Origin of the sequence: Rathayibacter sp. Leaf299, assembly GCF_001423055.1 — a bacterium.
GTDB classification, from domain to species: Bacteria; Actinomycetota; Actinomycetes; order Actinomycetales; family Microbacteriaceae; genus Rathayibacter; species Rathayibacter caricis.
This window is the reverse complement of the sequence record NZ_LMNT01000001.1, coordinates 345,361-358,896: the sequence shown is the minus strand read 5'-3', so window position 1 is coordinate 358,896 and position 13,536 is coordinate 345,361. Positions and strand designations below refer to the sequence as shown.

Genomic DNA, 13,536 nt, shown 5'->3' with positions numbered 1-13,536 from the left:
CGGGGCGGCCAGGGGCCCCCATGCGGGAAACCACCGTGATCCGATCGATACTGAACGTGTTGACGTGAACATGATACGGTGGCGATCTGCCATGTTGACGTGAACACGCCGCCTCCCCCACCGTGGCCGAAATCGAACGGAAGTCACTGATGACGACGACGTCTCCACCCGTCCCCCTGCGCGAGGTCGACCCTCCTGCGGCGCCGCTGAAGCAGGTGCCGCGCTCGCGAGCGAAGAGCGAGTGGAAGGGCCTGGCCTTCGTGGCCCCCTTCCTGGTCGTCTTCCTGCTCGTCTTCATCGCTCCGGTGATCTACTCGATCTACCTCAGCCTGTTCCGCGAGCAGCTCGTCGGCGGCACCGCCTTCGTCGGCCTCGACAACTACCTGACGCTGCTGGGCGACGCGAACTTCTGGGAGGGCTTCGTCCGCGTCGTCCTGTTCCTGGCGGTCCAGGTGCCGGTCATGCTGGTGCTCGCCCTCGTCGCCGCCCTCGCGATCGACAGCGGCCGCCTGCACGGCACCGGCTTCTTCCGCATCGTCGTGTTCCTCCCCTACGCGGTCCCGGCCGTCGTCGCGGTCCTGATGTGGGGCTTCATCTACGGCGACAACTTCGGCCTCGCGGCGAACGTCAACGACCTGCTCGGCTCCGATGTCGTCGCTCCGTTCTCGCGCGACTGGATCCTCGTCTCGATCGGCAACATCGTGACGTGGGAGTTCGTCGGCTACAACATGCTGATCTTCTACTCCGCGCTCAAGACGATCCCCGGCGAGCTCTACGAGGCCGCCGAGATCGACGGAGCCGGCCCGATGCGCGTCATCCGCTCGATCAAGCTGCCCGCCCTGCGCGGCGCGATCGTCATCGCCACGATCTTCTCGATCATCGGCAGCTTCCAGCTGTTCAACGAGCCCAACATCCTCCGGACGCTGGCGCCGAACATCATCACCACCTACTTCACGCCGAACATGTACGCCTACAACCTGTCCTTCGCCGGTCAGCAGTACAACGCGTCGGCCACGGTCGCGATCGTGATGGGCGTGATCACCGCGATCATCGCCTACGTGGTCCAGCTCCGCGGCGCGCGCAAGGAGAACTGATGGCCGTCACGACCGCCTCCCGCCCGACCGCCTCCCGCGTCCGCCGCGCTCCCCGCCGCGGATCCTCCGTCCACCCGAAGAAGTCGATCGCCTTCACCCTGCTGATGTCGGCGTTCATCCTCTACAGCCTCGTGCCGCTGGCCTGGCTGGTCATCAACGCGACCAAGACGCAGGCCGGGCTGCTCTCGAGCTTCGGGCTCTGGTTCGACGGCGACTTCGTCTTCTTCCAGAACATCGCCGAGACGCTGACCTACCGCGACGGCATCTTCCTCCGCTGGCTCGGCAACACCCTCCTCTACGTCGTCGTCGGCGCCGGAGGAGCGACGCTGCTCGCCACGCTCGCCGGCTACGGCCTCGCGAAGTTCCGCTTCGCCGGCCGCAAGGCGGTCTTCGCGGTGGTCCTCGGAGCGATCGCCGTGCCGGGCACCGCCCTGGCCGTCCCGACGTTCCTCATGTTCAGCCAGCTGGGCCTGACGAACACCCCGTGGGCGATCATCATCCCCTCGCTGATCAGCCCCTTCGGCCTCTACCTGGTCTGGGTCTACGCGGTGGAGTCGGTGCCCACCGAGCTGCTCGAAGCGGCGCGGATGGACGGCGCGGGCGAGTTCCGCACCTTCTTCACGATCTCGATCCGCCTCCTGGCGCCGGGCATCGTGACGGTGCTGCTGTTCTCGGTCGTCGCGACCTGGAACAACTACTTCCTGCCGCTGATCATGCTGAGCGACCCCTCGTGGTACCCGCTCACCGTGGGCCTGAACCAGTGGAACGCCCAGGCCACCGGCGTCAGCGCGCAGCCGATCTACAACCTGGTGATCACGGGCTCGCTGCTCACGATCATCCCCATCGTCGTCGCCTTCCTCGGACTCCAGCGCTTCTGGCAGTCCGGGCTGAGCGCCGGCAGCGTCAAGGGCTGACGCCCTCCGACCTCCCCCCTGCAGCCGGAGCACCCGCGCCGGCCGCCACCACCCGCAGCACGAAGAAGTGAAGGGATCCCCCCCTATGAAGTTCACGAGCTCCGCCCTCCGGCGGACCCTGACCGTGGCCGCCGCGGCCGCCCTGGCCGCCGGCTCGCTGGCCGCCTGCTCCGCCCCCTCCCCCGGCGGGAACGGCGGCACCAGCGCCGAGGGCGGCACCGCGGCCGACCTCGACGCCGCCCTCGAGGCCGGCGGAAAGATCACGTACTGGAGCTGGACCCCCAGCGCCGAGGCGCAGGTCGCCGCGTTCGAGGAGGCCTACCCCGAGGTCGACGTCGAGCTGGTCAACGCCGGCACGAACACCGAGGAGTACACCAAGCTCCAGAACGCGATCAAGGCCGGCTCGGGCGCTCCCGACGTCGTGCAGATCGAGTACTACGCCATGCCGCAGTTCGCCCTATCGGACTCGCTGCTCGACCTCTCGCAGTACGGCCTCGGCGACCTCGAGGACAAGTTCAGCGCCTCCACCTGGGGCAGCGTGAACGTCGACGGCAAGCTCGTCGGCCTCCCCCAGGACTCGGGCCCCATGGCCATGTTCTACAACAAGACGGTCTTCGACCAGTACGGCATCGCCGTGCCGACCACGTGGGACGAGTACGTCGCCGCGGCAGAGAAGCTGCACACCGCCGACCCCACGAAGTACATCACCGCCGACACCGGCGACGCGGGCTTCGCGACCAGCATGATCTGGCAGGCCGGCGGCCAGCCCTTCCAGTTCGAGGGCACCGACATCACCGTCGACGTCGCCGACGAGGGCACCAAGAAGTGGACGGGCGTCTGGAACCAGCTCGTCGAGAAGGGCCTGCTCTCGGACACCCCCGGCTGGGGAGACGAGTGGTACAAGGGCCTGGGCGACGGATCGATCGCCTCGCTGATCACCGGCGCCTGGATGCCCGGCGTGCTCGAGTCCAGCGTCGCCGACGCCTCGGGTGACTGGGCCGTCGCGCCGATCCCGACCTACGACGGCACCCCCGTCAGCGCCGAGAACGGCGGAGGCGGCCAGTCGGTCACCTCGCAGAGCGAGAACCCGGCCCTCGCGGCCGCGTTCCTGCGCTGGCTGAACAGCGACCCGGCCTCGGTCGACGTGTTCCTCGAGAGCGGCGGATTCCCGTCGACCACCGCCGACCTGACCGACCCCGAGTTCGTCTCGGCCGAGTCGGAGTACTTCGGCGGCCAGAAGATCAACGAGGTGCTGACCCAGGCCTCCGAGGACGTCCGCCCCGGCTGGTCGTACCTGCCCTACCAGGTCTACGCGAACAGCGTCTTCGGCGACACTGTCGGACAGGCCTACGCCAACGGCACCAGCCTGGACGACGGCCTGGCCGACTGGCAGAGCAAGCTCGTGCAGTACGGCAACGAGCAGGGCTTCACGGTCTCCGAGTAGTCGCAGACCCCCTGGGAGGCCGGCCGGATCGCTCCGGCCGGCCTCCTCGCGTACCACCCGCTTCTCCTGATCCGAGGGATGATCATGACCACCGCACCCGAGAGCCGCTTCGCCATCGGCGCCACCGACTTCGAGCTCGACGGACGGCCGCACCGGATCCTGTCCGGCGCGCTGCACTACTTCCGGGTGCACCCCGACCTCTGGGCCGACCGCATCCGCAAGGCGAGGCTGATGGGCCTGAACACCATCGAGACCTACGTCGCCTGGAACGCGCACGAGCCGGTCCGCGGCTCCTTCCGCGCCGAGGGCGGCCTCGACCTCGGCCACTTCCTCGACCTCGTCGCCGCCGAGGGCATGCACGCGATCGTGCGCCCCGGCCCCTACATCTGCGCGGAGTGGGACAACGGCGGGCTCCCGGCCTGGCTGTTCCGCGACCCCGAGGTGGGCGTCCGCCGGTCCGAGCCGCACTACGTCGCCGCGGTGAGCGAGTACCTCCGAGAGGTCTACGCGATCGTCGCGCCGCGGCAGATCGACCGGGGCGGGCCGGTCGTCCTGGTGCAGATCGAGAACGAGTACGGAGCGTACGGCTCCGACAAGGAGTACCTCGCCGAGCTCGTCCGCGTCACGCGCGACGCCGGAGTCACCGTGCCGCTCACGACCATCGACCAGCCGACGCCGCAGATGCTCGCCGACGGCAGCCTCCCCGGCCTGCACCTGACCGGCTCGTTCGGCTCGCGCACGCCCGAGCGCCTCGCGACGCTGCGCGAGTTCCAGCCGACCGGCCCGCTGATGTGCATGGAGTTCTGGTGCGGCTGGTTCGACGACTGGGGCACCCAGCACCACACGACGGACGCCGACGCCTCGGCCCGCGAGCTCGACGCGCTCCTCGCGGTGGGCGGCTCCGTGAACATCTACATGCTCCACGGCGGCACGAACTTCGGCCTGACCAGCGGAGCGAACGACAAGGGCCGCTACGCCGCGATCACCACGAGCTACGACTACGACGCCCCGCTGGACGAGGCGGGGCACCCGACCGACAAGTTCTGGGCGTTCCGCGAGGTCATCGCGCGCTACGCACCGGTGCCGGAGGAGGTTCCCGCCCCGCGGACGCCGTCGCCCGCGCTCACCGCGCCGCTGCTCCCCGGCCCCGCTCTGCTCGGGCTCGACGCCTTCGGCGAGGCGACCGCGCTCGAGGCGATGGCGTCGTTCGACGAGCTCGGCCACGCCGACGGCTTCGTGCTCTTCGAGACCGTGCTCGACTCCTCCGACGCCCCCGCCCGCCTGGTCGTCGGTGAGGAGGTGCGCGACCGCGCCTGGGTGCTGCTCGACGGCTCGCCCGTGGGCGTGCTCGCGCGCGACAACCACGAGCGCGCGCTGACGCTGCCCCGGGGCCGCGGGGCGCTCGCGATCCTCGTCGAGAACCAGGGGCGCGTGAACTACGGCGTGCGGATCGGCGAGCACAAGGGACTGATCGGCGGAGTCGAGCTCGACGGGGCACCCCTCACCGGATGGACGGCCCGCGCGCTCGACGTGTCACGCCTGCCCTCGCTCGCCGGGGCCGCGGAGGGCTTCGCCGCCGGGCCCTCGCTCGCCTCGGGGTCGTTCGAGCTCGATGCTCCGTCCGACCTCTTCGTCGACACGCTGCACTGGGGCAAGGGCCTGGTCTGGGTGAACGGGTTCCTGCTCGGCCGCTACTGGCGGCGCGGACCCCAGCGCACGCTGATCGTGCCGTCGCCGGTGACGCGGGCGGGGTGGAACGAGGTCGTCGTGCTCGAGCTCGAGGCGTTCGCCGAGACCGAGATCCGGCTGCTGGACGCGGCGGATCTGGGCCACACCGAGATCTGATCGACGTGGGAGGCCGGGGTGCGCCCCCGGCCTCCCGCATTTCTGGACCCCACCCGGAAAGGGGCCGCCGCGGAGGGACATCCGCCCGTTCCTGCGCGGATGTTCACGGTAACGTCAGCCGACTCCTCAGCGGCGAGGAGGTCGGCGGGAGCTCATGCCTCCGCCACTGCCGCTCAGGGCACTCAGCGAGGACCGACCCAGAGGACGACCATGCGACGACGACACGCCCTGCTCCCCGGAGCGCTCACCGGACTGCTGCTGGCCTCCGGCCTCGTCGCCGGCGGATCCGCCGCGGCTCCGGCGGCGGCCGCTCCGGTGGCCCCCGCCGCGCCCGCCCCCGCTCCCGCCGCTCCCGCTCCCGACCGCCCCGTCGCGGCTCCGGACGCCGAGCCCACCGTGATCGAGCCGGAGGCGGACGCGACGACGCAGCAGGCCGCCCTCGCCCTCGACGCCGACTTCATCGACGTCGACATCCCGGCGCGCGCCCAGGTGCAGACGCACCGGGTGACGATCGCGCTCGTCGCTCCGCAGGGCACCGTCCCGGGTGGGTACACGACCGCCGACGCCGTCCGCGCCCTCGACCTCGTCGACCGGTTCTACTCCCGCGAGACCGGTGGGGCGATCCGCTTCGAGCTCGACCAGGTCGTCGACTGGCAGGTCGTCGACCAGCCGATCGGCTGCACGAACACGGGCGGGCTGCAGGACTGGATCGCTCAGAGGACCGGCTGGCAGCGCGGACCGGGCAAGCACCTGGTCGCCATGGTGCCCGAGGGCGACCCGTGCCCGAACTGGGCCAACGGCGAGCAGCCCGGCGATCCCGACGACGGCGGACGCGCGTTCCAGCCCGGACCGGACGCCTACTTCCTCGCGCACGAGCTCGGCCACAACCTCTCGCTGCCGCACGCCTACAGCGTGAACTGCGCGACGACCCGCGACTACGCCTCCACCCCGCTGCCCGCGGACTGCCGCCGCGAGGAGTACGGCAACCGGACGGACGTGATGGGCGACTCCTGGTCGTTCCTGCCGCTGTCGTCCCCGTCGCTGGCGCGCCTGGGCACGCTGCCGAACACCCGCCAGCCCGTCTGCGGCGCACCCCGCACCACGACCCTCGACACCCTCGGAGCCGGACCCGCCGGGCGGCGCGCGCTCACCTGGAACGACCCGCAGGACGCGGGCATCCGCTACTGGGCGCAGTACAACGACCGCGCCGACACGACGTCCGACGGCGGCGCGTACACGAGCCCCTTCCAGGTGCGCCGCGACGTCTCAGGCGTGCAGATCCTGCGCTCGAACCCGGGCCAGCCGTACGCCGGCGACCTGCTCGAGCGTCCGGGTGACGCGAGCGAGGCGAACGAGTTCGTGCTCGCGGGCGAGAACGCGGTGCTCAACTCCGGCATGTCGGTGCGGGTCGACCGGATCGACGAGCTCACCCGCACCGCGACGGTCACCGTGACCGTTCCGTGCACCGACTACGTCGGCGACATCGCTCCACTCGCCTCGTCGACGAGCGCCTCGTACACCTCGCCGTGGACCTCGGTCGGAGCGGTCGCCGACGGCGCCGCCTCGACGATCTGGGGCTCGTGGCCCCGGGTCGGAGATCAGCACGTCGAGCTGCGCTGGCCGAGCGCCGTGACCGTCGACAGCGCCTCGGTGCTCTTCGCGAGCGACGCGGCCGACGCCGACGGACGCGGTCTGATCCCCGCGCGGTCGTGGCGGGTCGAGCACCTGGTCGGCGACGTCTGGACTCCCGTGAGCGGAGCGGCTCCCGGCCGCGAGCGCGACGTGCTGAACCGCGCGGCGTTCGCTCCGGTGACCACGACGGCGCTGCGGCTCGTGTTCACGGCGTGGGGCGCCGGCGAGTACGGCGGATCCACGGGCGTGGCCGAGATCGAGGTCAACGGCATCGCCCTCGCGGCCTCGGCAGAGGCGCGCGGGACGCTGCAGAGCGTGCCGACCGCGACGACGCGCGACCTCGCGCAGTCCGTGCTGGTGCGCGACTCCTCCGGTCGCGCCCTCGCGGGCCGCTCGGTCGGCTTCGCGATCACCGGGCCGGCGGCCTTCGAGAGCGGAGCGACGACCGCCGCGGTGCTGTCAGGCGCCGACGGCGTCGCCGCGCTCCCCCGGATCCGCACCGGCTCCACCGCCGGCACCGTCTCGGTCACCGCGCGCGTCGACGGGGTGACGACGGCGCTGGCCGGAGCGAGCGTCGTGCCCGGTGCCTCCGTCACGGCGAAGGCGACCTCGCGGGTGATCCTCGGGAAGGTCGTCGTCACGGTGACGGCGACGAACACCGGCCGCGCGGCCGCCGATCTGACCGTCGTGACGCCCTACGGGACGGCGTCCTCGGCCGCGGTCGCCCCGGGCGCCACGGTGACCAAGGTGTTCCGCACGGGCAAGAGCTCGATCGCCGCGGCCACCGGCACGGTCACGGCCGTCTCGGGCGGCTCGCGCGCGAGCGTCTCGGTGGTCATCCCGCGCGCGTGACCGGGACGGGGGCCGACCGCCCGCCCGGACAACTCCGTCCGGGCGGGCGGCTGCTGTTAGCGTCGAGGTGACGCGCCCGGCGACAGGCCGTGGCGGAGTGATCGGGGGACACGATGAGGCGGACGACCGCAGGGATCGCACTGGCAGGAGCACTGCTGCTCGCACTGACCGGATGCGCGGGCGGAGGCGGGACGGTGGGCGAGGTCAGCACGCCGAAGCCCATCCCGACCCTCACGCCGACGGCCGCCGCCCCCGCGGCCCCGGTGGCCACCGCTCAGCTGGGCGAGCCCGAGCTGGCGGCCGTGTTCACCGGCATCCAGTTCGTCCCGGACCAGTACGCGAGCATCCAGGAGATGCTCGACTCGATCTACCCGGGGCTGACCGCGACGGACGCGAGCTGCCTCTCGCCCTTCGGGCTGGGCTGGGACACGGCGTCACCGGGCTCGACCGTGCAGTACGGCACGAGCAACGACCGCTCGATGACCTCGGTCGTGGCGAGCGCGGCCGACCCGACCGCCGCCTCCGCCCTGGTGGCCGACGCGAAGGGCGCCCTCGAGCGGTGCGCGAGCGGCTCGGCGCTGTTCGCGATGGAGGGTGTGCCGGTGCAGACGACGGTCGCGCAGACGGTGCCGGCGACGACCGGGACCGACGAGTCGGTCGGCTGGACCGTCACCGGCGCGGTGGGCTCGAGCCCGTTCACGCTGGTCGGGATCACGGCGCGGGTCGGCGGGAACGTCGTCGCGCTGGTCGGCTGGGACCCGGCGACGAACGCGTCGTACGTGCCGCAGGCGACGCAGATGTTCGTCGACGCGCTGTAGCGGCGCCGACTCCTCGGAAGTCGTCGTACTCGGGCTCGAGTACGACAACTCCTGAGGACTCGAATGCGGCCGTCCCTCGCACCTCCGCCCAGTCCGCGAAATTCGTCGTACTCGCGCTCGGCTACGACAATTCTTGAGGACTGGACTGCGTCGCCCTCCGCGCCTCGATCGACTCCGCGAAATTCGTCGTACTCGGGCTCGAGTACGACGATTCTTGCGGAGTGATGAAGAGCGGCGGTCAGGTCAGCCAGGACAGGCGGCCGCCGTGCGGGGTCGCGCACGCAAGCGGGACGCCGTCGGCGGCGAGCAGGAACGGCGTCGGCTCGGGAGCGGCGAGAGCGGCGCGGGGCGCGACGAGGTGCGCGAGCAGCGACTCCGCCTCGAGGGTGACGAGGCTCGCCCCGCGCGCCGCGACCGCGTCGAGCACGCGCTCGCGGGCCGGACGCGGGAGGTAGACCAGCGTGCCGAGCGAGACGACGACGGCGCGCATCCCTCGCGGCACCTGCGCGAGCAGGGCGGGCAGCGCGTCGGCGGCGTCGCCGGCGACGATCGGCGGAGGATCCTCCCGCAGCACCTCGACGGCCTCGCGCAGCCGCGCGGTCCGCTCCGGCCGGTCCGGCGGCAGCAGCGCCTCGAGCCACGCGCGGTCGTCGGCCGAGCGCACATCGAGGGGCCGCAGGTCGAGTCCGCGGCGCCACGCCACGAGCGGGAGGCGCGCGGGCGCGGAACCGCCGGTCACGGTGCACTCGAGCAGCGGGCCGCCCGAGCCCAGGCGCACGATGCTCTCGCCGGTCGCGAAGGCGTAGGAGTAGCGCTCCGGAGCGAGGCAGAGACCCGCGGAGGCGCCGATCTCGATCAGCGCGATCGGCTCGTCCGGCGCGGTGATCCGCTCGAGGGCGGCGACCAGCGGCGCGCACCGCAGCGCCTCGTTCGTCTGGGTGAGGCGCTCGGCTGCGACCGGTGCGACGCGCGGCCACTCGGCGACGAGCCAGTCGGCGAACGCCTCCGTCGGCGCGCCCAGGTACCGGGCGACCGAGAAGAGGAGGGAGGGCTGGCGGTGCGCGCGCGGCAGCTCGTCGATCAGCGCGAGCAAGTCGTCGCGCCCGGCCACCTCGAGAGCCCAGCCCACCTGCAGCTCGGACGTCTGCGCGAGCTCGCGGGCGGCCCGGCGGTACCAGTCGGCGGTCGAGTCCATGCCCCCATCCTGCGCGACGCGGGCGGTGGTCAGCGCTCGAGCCGGGGCGGGTGGTCGCCGTGGCGGTGCACGAGCTTCCAGCCGCGGCCGTCGAAGCGGCGGTAGACGTGGGTGACGCGGATGACGAGCGGGCGCGGCTCGCCGCCGTCGAGGCGGGTCGAGCCGAGCTCGCGGCCGACCGTGTAGGCGAGGTCGCCGGAGGCGTGCACGACGTCGTAGCGCGGGCGCAGCTCGCCGTCGGCGAAGCGGCTCGCGACCCAGCCCAGGGTCTCGTCGATGGCGGCGCTGCCTCGCTCGATCGTGCCGAACGCGCCGTAGAGGGTGGAGTCGTCGATGTCGGCCCAGCAGCGGCGGTACGGATCGGCGTCGCCGGCGGCCATCGCGGCGAGCGCCTCCTCGACCCTCGCGATCGCGGCGACGAGGTCCGCCGGAAGATCGGCGGGGAGGTCGGCCGCGGGCTCGACGGTGTCGCTCATGCGAGGGACTCTACTGCGGGCGTCGTCGACGGACGAAGGGGCCGCCGAGTGCTCGATGTCGGAGGTCGCCGGTAGAACGGACTCATGTCCGCGACCCGGGAACGCACGCTGCTCGACGTGCGGCGCATCTACGCCGAGCCGGCGGCGCTCGAGCAGCCGCGAGGGCAGGAGATCGTCGCGCGCTGGCCCGGCGCCGAGATCGTGCCGGTCGAGTCGCACTGGATGATCCCCGAGGTGCACGGCGACGAGACCAACGTGGCGCGCTGGGTGCGGATCAAGACCGAGGCGCTCGTGCTGGGTGTCAAGAAGTCGCTGGTCACGCGTCCGAACGGCCGCTCCGCCGACTTCATCGCGCCGTCGCACGCCAACGGCTGCGCGATGGCGTGCGTCTACTGCTACGTGCCGCGGAGGAAGGGCTACAGCAATCCCGTCACCGTCTTCACCAACATCGAGCAGATCCAGCGGCACCTCGCCCGCCACATCGCCAAGCAGGGCCCCAAGACCGAGGGCAACCAGTGCGACCCCGACTCGTGGGTCTACGACATCGGCGAGAACAGCGACTGCTCGGTCGACGCGATGCTCAGCGAGAACGTGCGCGACCTCTGCGAGCTGTTCCGCATGTCCCCGACCGCCAAGGCCTCGTTCGCGACGAAGTACGTCAACCGCGACCTCCTCGAGTGGGATCCGCTCGGCCGCACGCGCATCCGCTTCTCGCTGATGCCCGCCGAGACGGCCAAGGTCACCGACATCCGCACCTCACCGATCGCCGAGCGGATCGCCGCGATCAACGACTTCGTCGACGCCGGCTACGAGGTGCACGTCAACTTCTCGCCCGTGATCCTCACCCCCACCTGGCAGCGCGACTGGGCCGAGCTCTTCCAGCAGCTCGACGCGGCGCTGCACCCGCGGGCGAAGGCGCAGCTCGCCGCCGAGGTGATCCTGCTCACCCACAACGAGCGGCTGCACGAGGTGAACACGGGCTGGCACCCGAAGGCCGAGGAGCTGCTCTGGACCCCGGGCGTGCAGGAGTCGAAGGTCTCCGAGAACGGGGCGGTGAACATCCGCTACCGCCGCGACCTCAAGCGCGCCGCGCTCGACCGCTTCCTCGCGCTGCTGCATCAGCAGCTGCCCTACTGCCGCGTCCGCTACGCGTTCTGAGCGGCTCCCGGCGCCGCGCGGAGACCCTCCGCTGAGGCACCCCACAGGCGCCTGCGGGCAGCTCGCAGCACGGTTTCGCAAAGCGGATAGGAACCGGGACCGCACCCTGCCCCTCCCCTACTTTGGTGTCACGGCGGGACGAGCGATCCCCGTCGGCCTGCCACCGCCCCGCGACTCCGGACTCCGGAACCCGGGCGACGAACGGACGCCGCTCCCCCGAGCAGGCGCCGCCCCCCGAACTCCCCACCCCCGACGGATCCGTCGGGACGCCCCGCACGAGTCGCGGCCGACACCGCGGCGATCACACAGAACGGACTCCGCACATGGGTTCCCTCCTCTACGGCACTCCCGCCACCGCCCACGACATCGACGACCGCGCCCTCGCGCACCTGCAGATCGTCATGATCAACAAGTTCCGCCGCAACGAGGCGTTCGCGTTCCAGATCGAGGCGTCGAACACCCACGGCACCGGACGCCAGACCCTGTGGCTGCACCCCGCCATCCCGCTGCAGTTCTCGTTCAATGGGAGCCGCATGCCCGCGATCAACCCGACGTGGGTCCGCTCGCTGATGGAGGAGGCCAACAGCGGCCGCGGCCTGCGCGTCATCCCGGAGCCCGCACCGCAGCCCGAGAGCGTCGGCCTGACGAACGCGGCCTGAGCCACGATGACCTCCTCCGGTGACGTCGAGAACGACCCGGGGGACGCCTCGAGAAGGGGGAGCACGATGACCGGCACAGCATTCGATGCGCCCACCGTCGAGATCACCGACTTCCTGGGTCTCGCCGGCCGCGAGGATCCGCAGTCGGTCTTCACCTGCTCCTCCCGCGTGCACGGAGTGACCGGCACGCTCCTCGTCCTCCCCGACGCCCTCGTCCTCAGCGAGGACGACGGCACGGTCCGGATCCCGGCGGACGAAGTCGACGCGTGGTGGGACTCCGCCTCGGGCGACGCCTTCTCGCTCGCCGTACAGGGACGCCACCGGCACTCGGTCGTCCTGCTCTCGGAGTTCCGCAGTGCGACGGTGCACGCGATGACCCGGGCGTACGGGCCCTTGAATCGGTTATCCGCTTAACGAACTGTGCCCTCCTCCGCATCGACGCGGGGCCCTCCCGCGTGGGACGCTCCTCGGGATGAACGACTCCTCCCCCGACGTCGTCCGCTCCGACATCAGCGGCCACGACATCGACGAGGCCCGCCTGATGTTCGAGGGGGCCTACAACGGCCACCGCTTCGCCGTCGAACCCGGCGAGGACTTCGCGTACCGCTACACGTCCGTCGGCGACTCCGAGGTGACGCTCCGGGGCAGCTACTTCGGCGGCTCCGTGCAGGGCCGCATCCAGACCGAGGGCGAGTACGTCGTCTCGTGGCTGACCGCCGGCACCGGAGTCACCGACATCGACGGCGATCCGGTCGCGCTGCAGCTCGGGCAGCCCGCGATGTTCGTGAACGGCCGGCCGACCGCCTTCGAGTTCCACGACTACCGGCAGAACCTCATCCACTTCGACGGCGCCTACCTCGAGGGCGTCGCCCAGGACGTCGAGGGCGTCGAGGGCGGTCCGCTGCTCTTCGACTCCACCGCGCGCCCGACCGGGGAGACGCTGCGGCGCTGGTCGGCGACCGTCGCGGCGATCGCGCGCGTCATCTACTCCGACGAGAGCACGCCGCTCCTGCGCAGCGAAGCGAATCGCGCGGCGGCGATCGCGCTGCTCGAGACGTTCCCCCACGCGGTCCTCACCGCGCAGACCGACCTCCTCGTGCCGCGCAGCGGACGGCTGCGCACCGCCGTCGAGTACATGTACGAGAACGCGCACCTGCCGATCCGCACCGAGGAGATCGCGCAGGCGGCCGACATGAGCCTGCGCACCCTGCAGAGCGAGTTCCGCCGCGAGTTCGACATGACCGCGCTGGACTACCTGCGGCGGATCCGCCTCGACGCGGTGCAGAAGGAGCTGCGCGGGAGCGACTCCGGCACCGTCACGGTCACCGAGGTCGCGCACCGCTGGGGCTTCGCGCACCTGGGCCGCTTCTCGGCGTCGTACGCGCACCGCTTCGGCGAGAGCCCGAGCACGACACTCGAGAAGTAGGCCCTAGAACCGGTGAACACGAT

Annotated in this window: 12 protein-coding genes; 10 read left to right on the top strand and 2 right to left on the bottom strand. The window is 71.6% G+C overall.

The genetic code is table 11. The features are described 5' to 3' along the window. Nucleotides 1–149: 149 nt before the first annotated feature. From ASF48_RS01635 to ASF48_RS01610, 6 genes are all read left to right on the top strand, one after another. Nucleotides 150–1,094, top strand: a complete 945-nt coding sequence (locus ASF48_RS01635) for a carbohydrate ABC transporter permease (RefSeq protein WP_055785395.1) — start codon at nt 150–152, stop codon at nt 1,092–1,094. Continuing rightward, complete coding sequence (locus tag ASF48_RS01630; protein WP_055785392.1) at nt 1,094–2,008, top strand: carbohydrate ABC transporter permease; 915 nt, start codon at nt 1,094–1,096, stop codon at nt 2,006–2,008. The genes ASF48_RS01635 and ASF48_RS01630 overlap by 1 nt, the downstream gene beginning before the upstream one ends. A gap of 85 nt (nt 2,009–2,093) precedes the next feature. Further along, a complete protein-coding gene (locus ASF48_RS01625) occupies nt 2,094–3,452 on the top strand; it encodes an ABC transporter substrate-binding protein (protein WP_055785388.1) in 1,359 nt (452 codons plus the stop codon). An 84-nt stretch (nt 3,453–3,536) separates the two neighbouring features. Continuing rightward, on the top strand, nt 3,537–5,297 hold the full coding sequence (locus ASF48_RS01620) for a glycoside hydrolase family 35 protein (protein ID WP_055788735.1): 1,761 nt from the start codon (nt 3,537–3,539) through the stop codon (nt 5,295–5,297). A gap of 210 nt (nt 5,298–5,507) precedes the next feature. Beyond that, nucleotides 5,508–7,781 carry an Ig-like domain-containing protein gene (locus tag ASF48_RS01615; RefSeq protein WP_055785384.1) on the top strand — a complete coding sequence of 758 codons (2,274 nt, stop codon included), beginning with the start codon at nt 5,508–5,510 and terminating at the stop codon, nt 7,779–7,781. A gap of 113 nt (nt 7,782–7,894) precedes the next feature. After that, nucleotides 7,895–8,599, top strand: a complete 705-nt coding sequence (locus ASF48_RS01610; protein ID WP_157603011.1) for a hypothetical protein — start codon at nt 7,895–7,897, stop codon at nt 8,597–8,599. A gap of 238 nt (nt 8,600–8,837) precedes the next feature. Here the strand turns inward: ASF48_RS01610 and ASF48_RS01605 are convergent, their stop codons facing one another. Both ASF48_RS01605 and ASF48_RS01600 read right to left on the bottom strand, forming a co-directional pair. Next, nucleotides 8,838–9,794, bottom strand: coding sequence for a DUF2332 family protein (locus ASF48_RS01605; RefSeq protein ID WP_055785378.1), 957 nt, complete (start codon nt 9,792–9,794; stop codon nt 8,838–8,840). Nucleotides 9,795–9,823: 29 nt separating this feature from the next. After that, entirely contained in the window at nt 9,824–10,270 is a 447-nt protein-coding gene (locus ASF48_RS01600) for a YybH family protein (RefSeq protein WP_055785375.1), read from the bottom strand. Nucleotides 10,271–10,354: 84 nt separating this feature from the next. Between ASF48_RS01600 and ASF48_RS01595 the strand changes: the two genes are divergently transcribed. The 4 genes from ASF48_RS01595 to ASF48_RS01580 all read left to right on the top strand — a co-directional run bounded on the left by ASF48_RS01595 (nt 10,355) and on the right by ASF48_RS01580 (nt 13,513). Further along, the gene (locus ASF48_RS01595; protein WP_055785370.1) at nt 10,355–11,428 is read left to right on the top strand and encodes a spore photoproduct lyase family protein; all 1,074 of its coding nucleotides are present in this window, start codon (nt 10,355–10,357) and stop codon (nt 11,426–11,428) included. A 323-nt stretch (nt 11,429–11,751) separates the two neighbouring features. Next, nucleotides 11,752–12,087: a DUF7882 family protein gene (locus ASF48_RS01590; protein ID WP_055785367.1), complete on the top strand. Its 336-nt coding sequence runs from the start codon at nt 11,752–11,754 to the stop codon at nt 12,085–12,087. 66 nt (nt 12,088–12,153) lie between these two features. Further along, nucleotides 12,154–12,501, top strand: coding sequence for a hypothetical protein (locus tag ASF48_RS01585; protein ID WP_055785364.1), 348 nt, complete (start codon nt 12,154–12,156; stop codon nt 12,499–12,501). A gap of 58 nt (nt 12,502–12,559) precedes the next feature. Then, nucleotides 12,560–13,513 carry a helix-turn-helix transcriptional regulator gene (locus ASF48_RS01580; protein WP_055785360.1) on the top strand — a complete coding sequence of 318 codons (954 nt, stop codon included), beginning with the start codon at nt 12,560–12,562 and terminating at the stop codon, nt 13,511–13,513. Nucleotides 13,514–13,536: the final 23 nt, after the last annotated feature.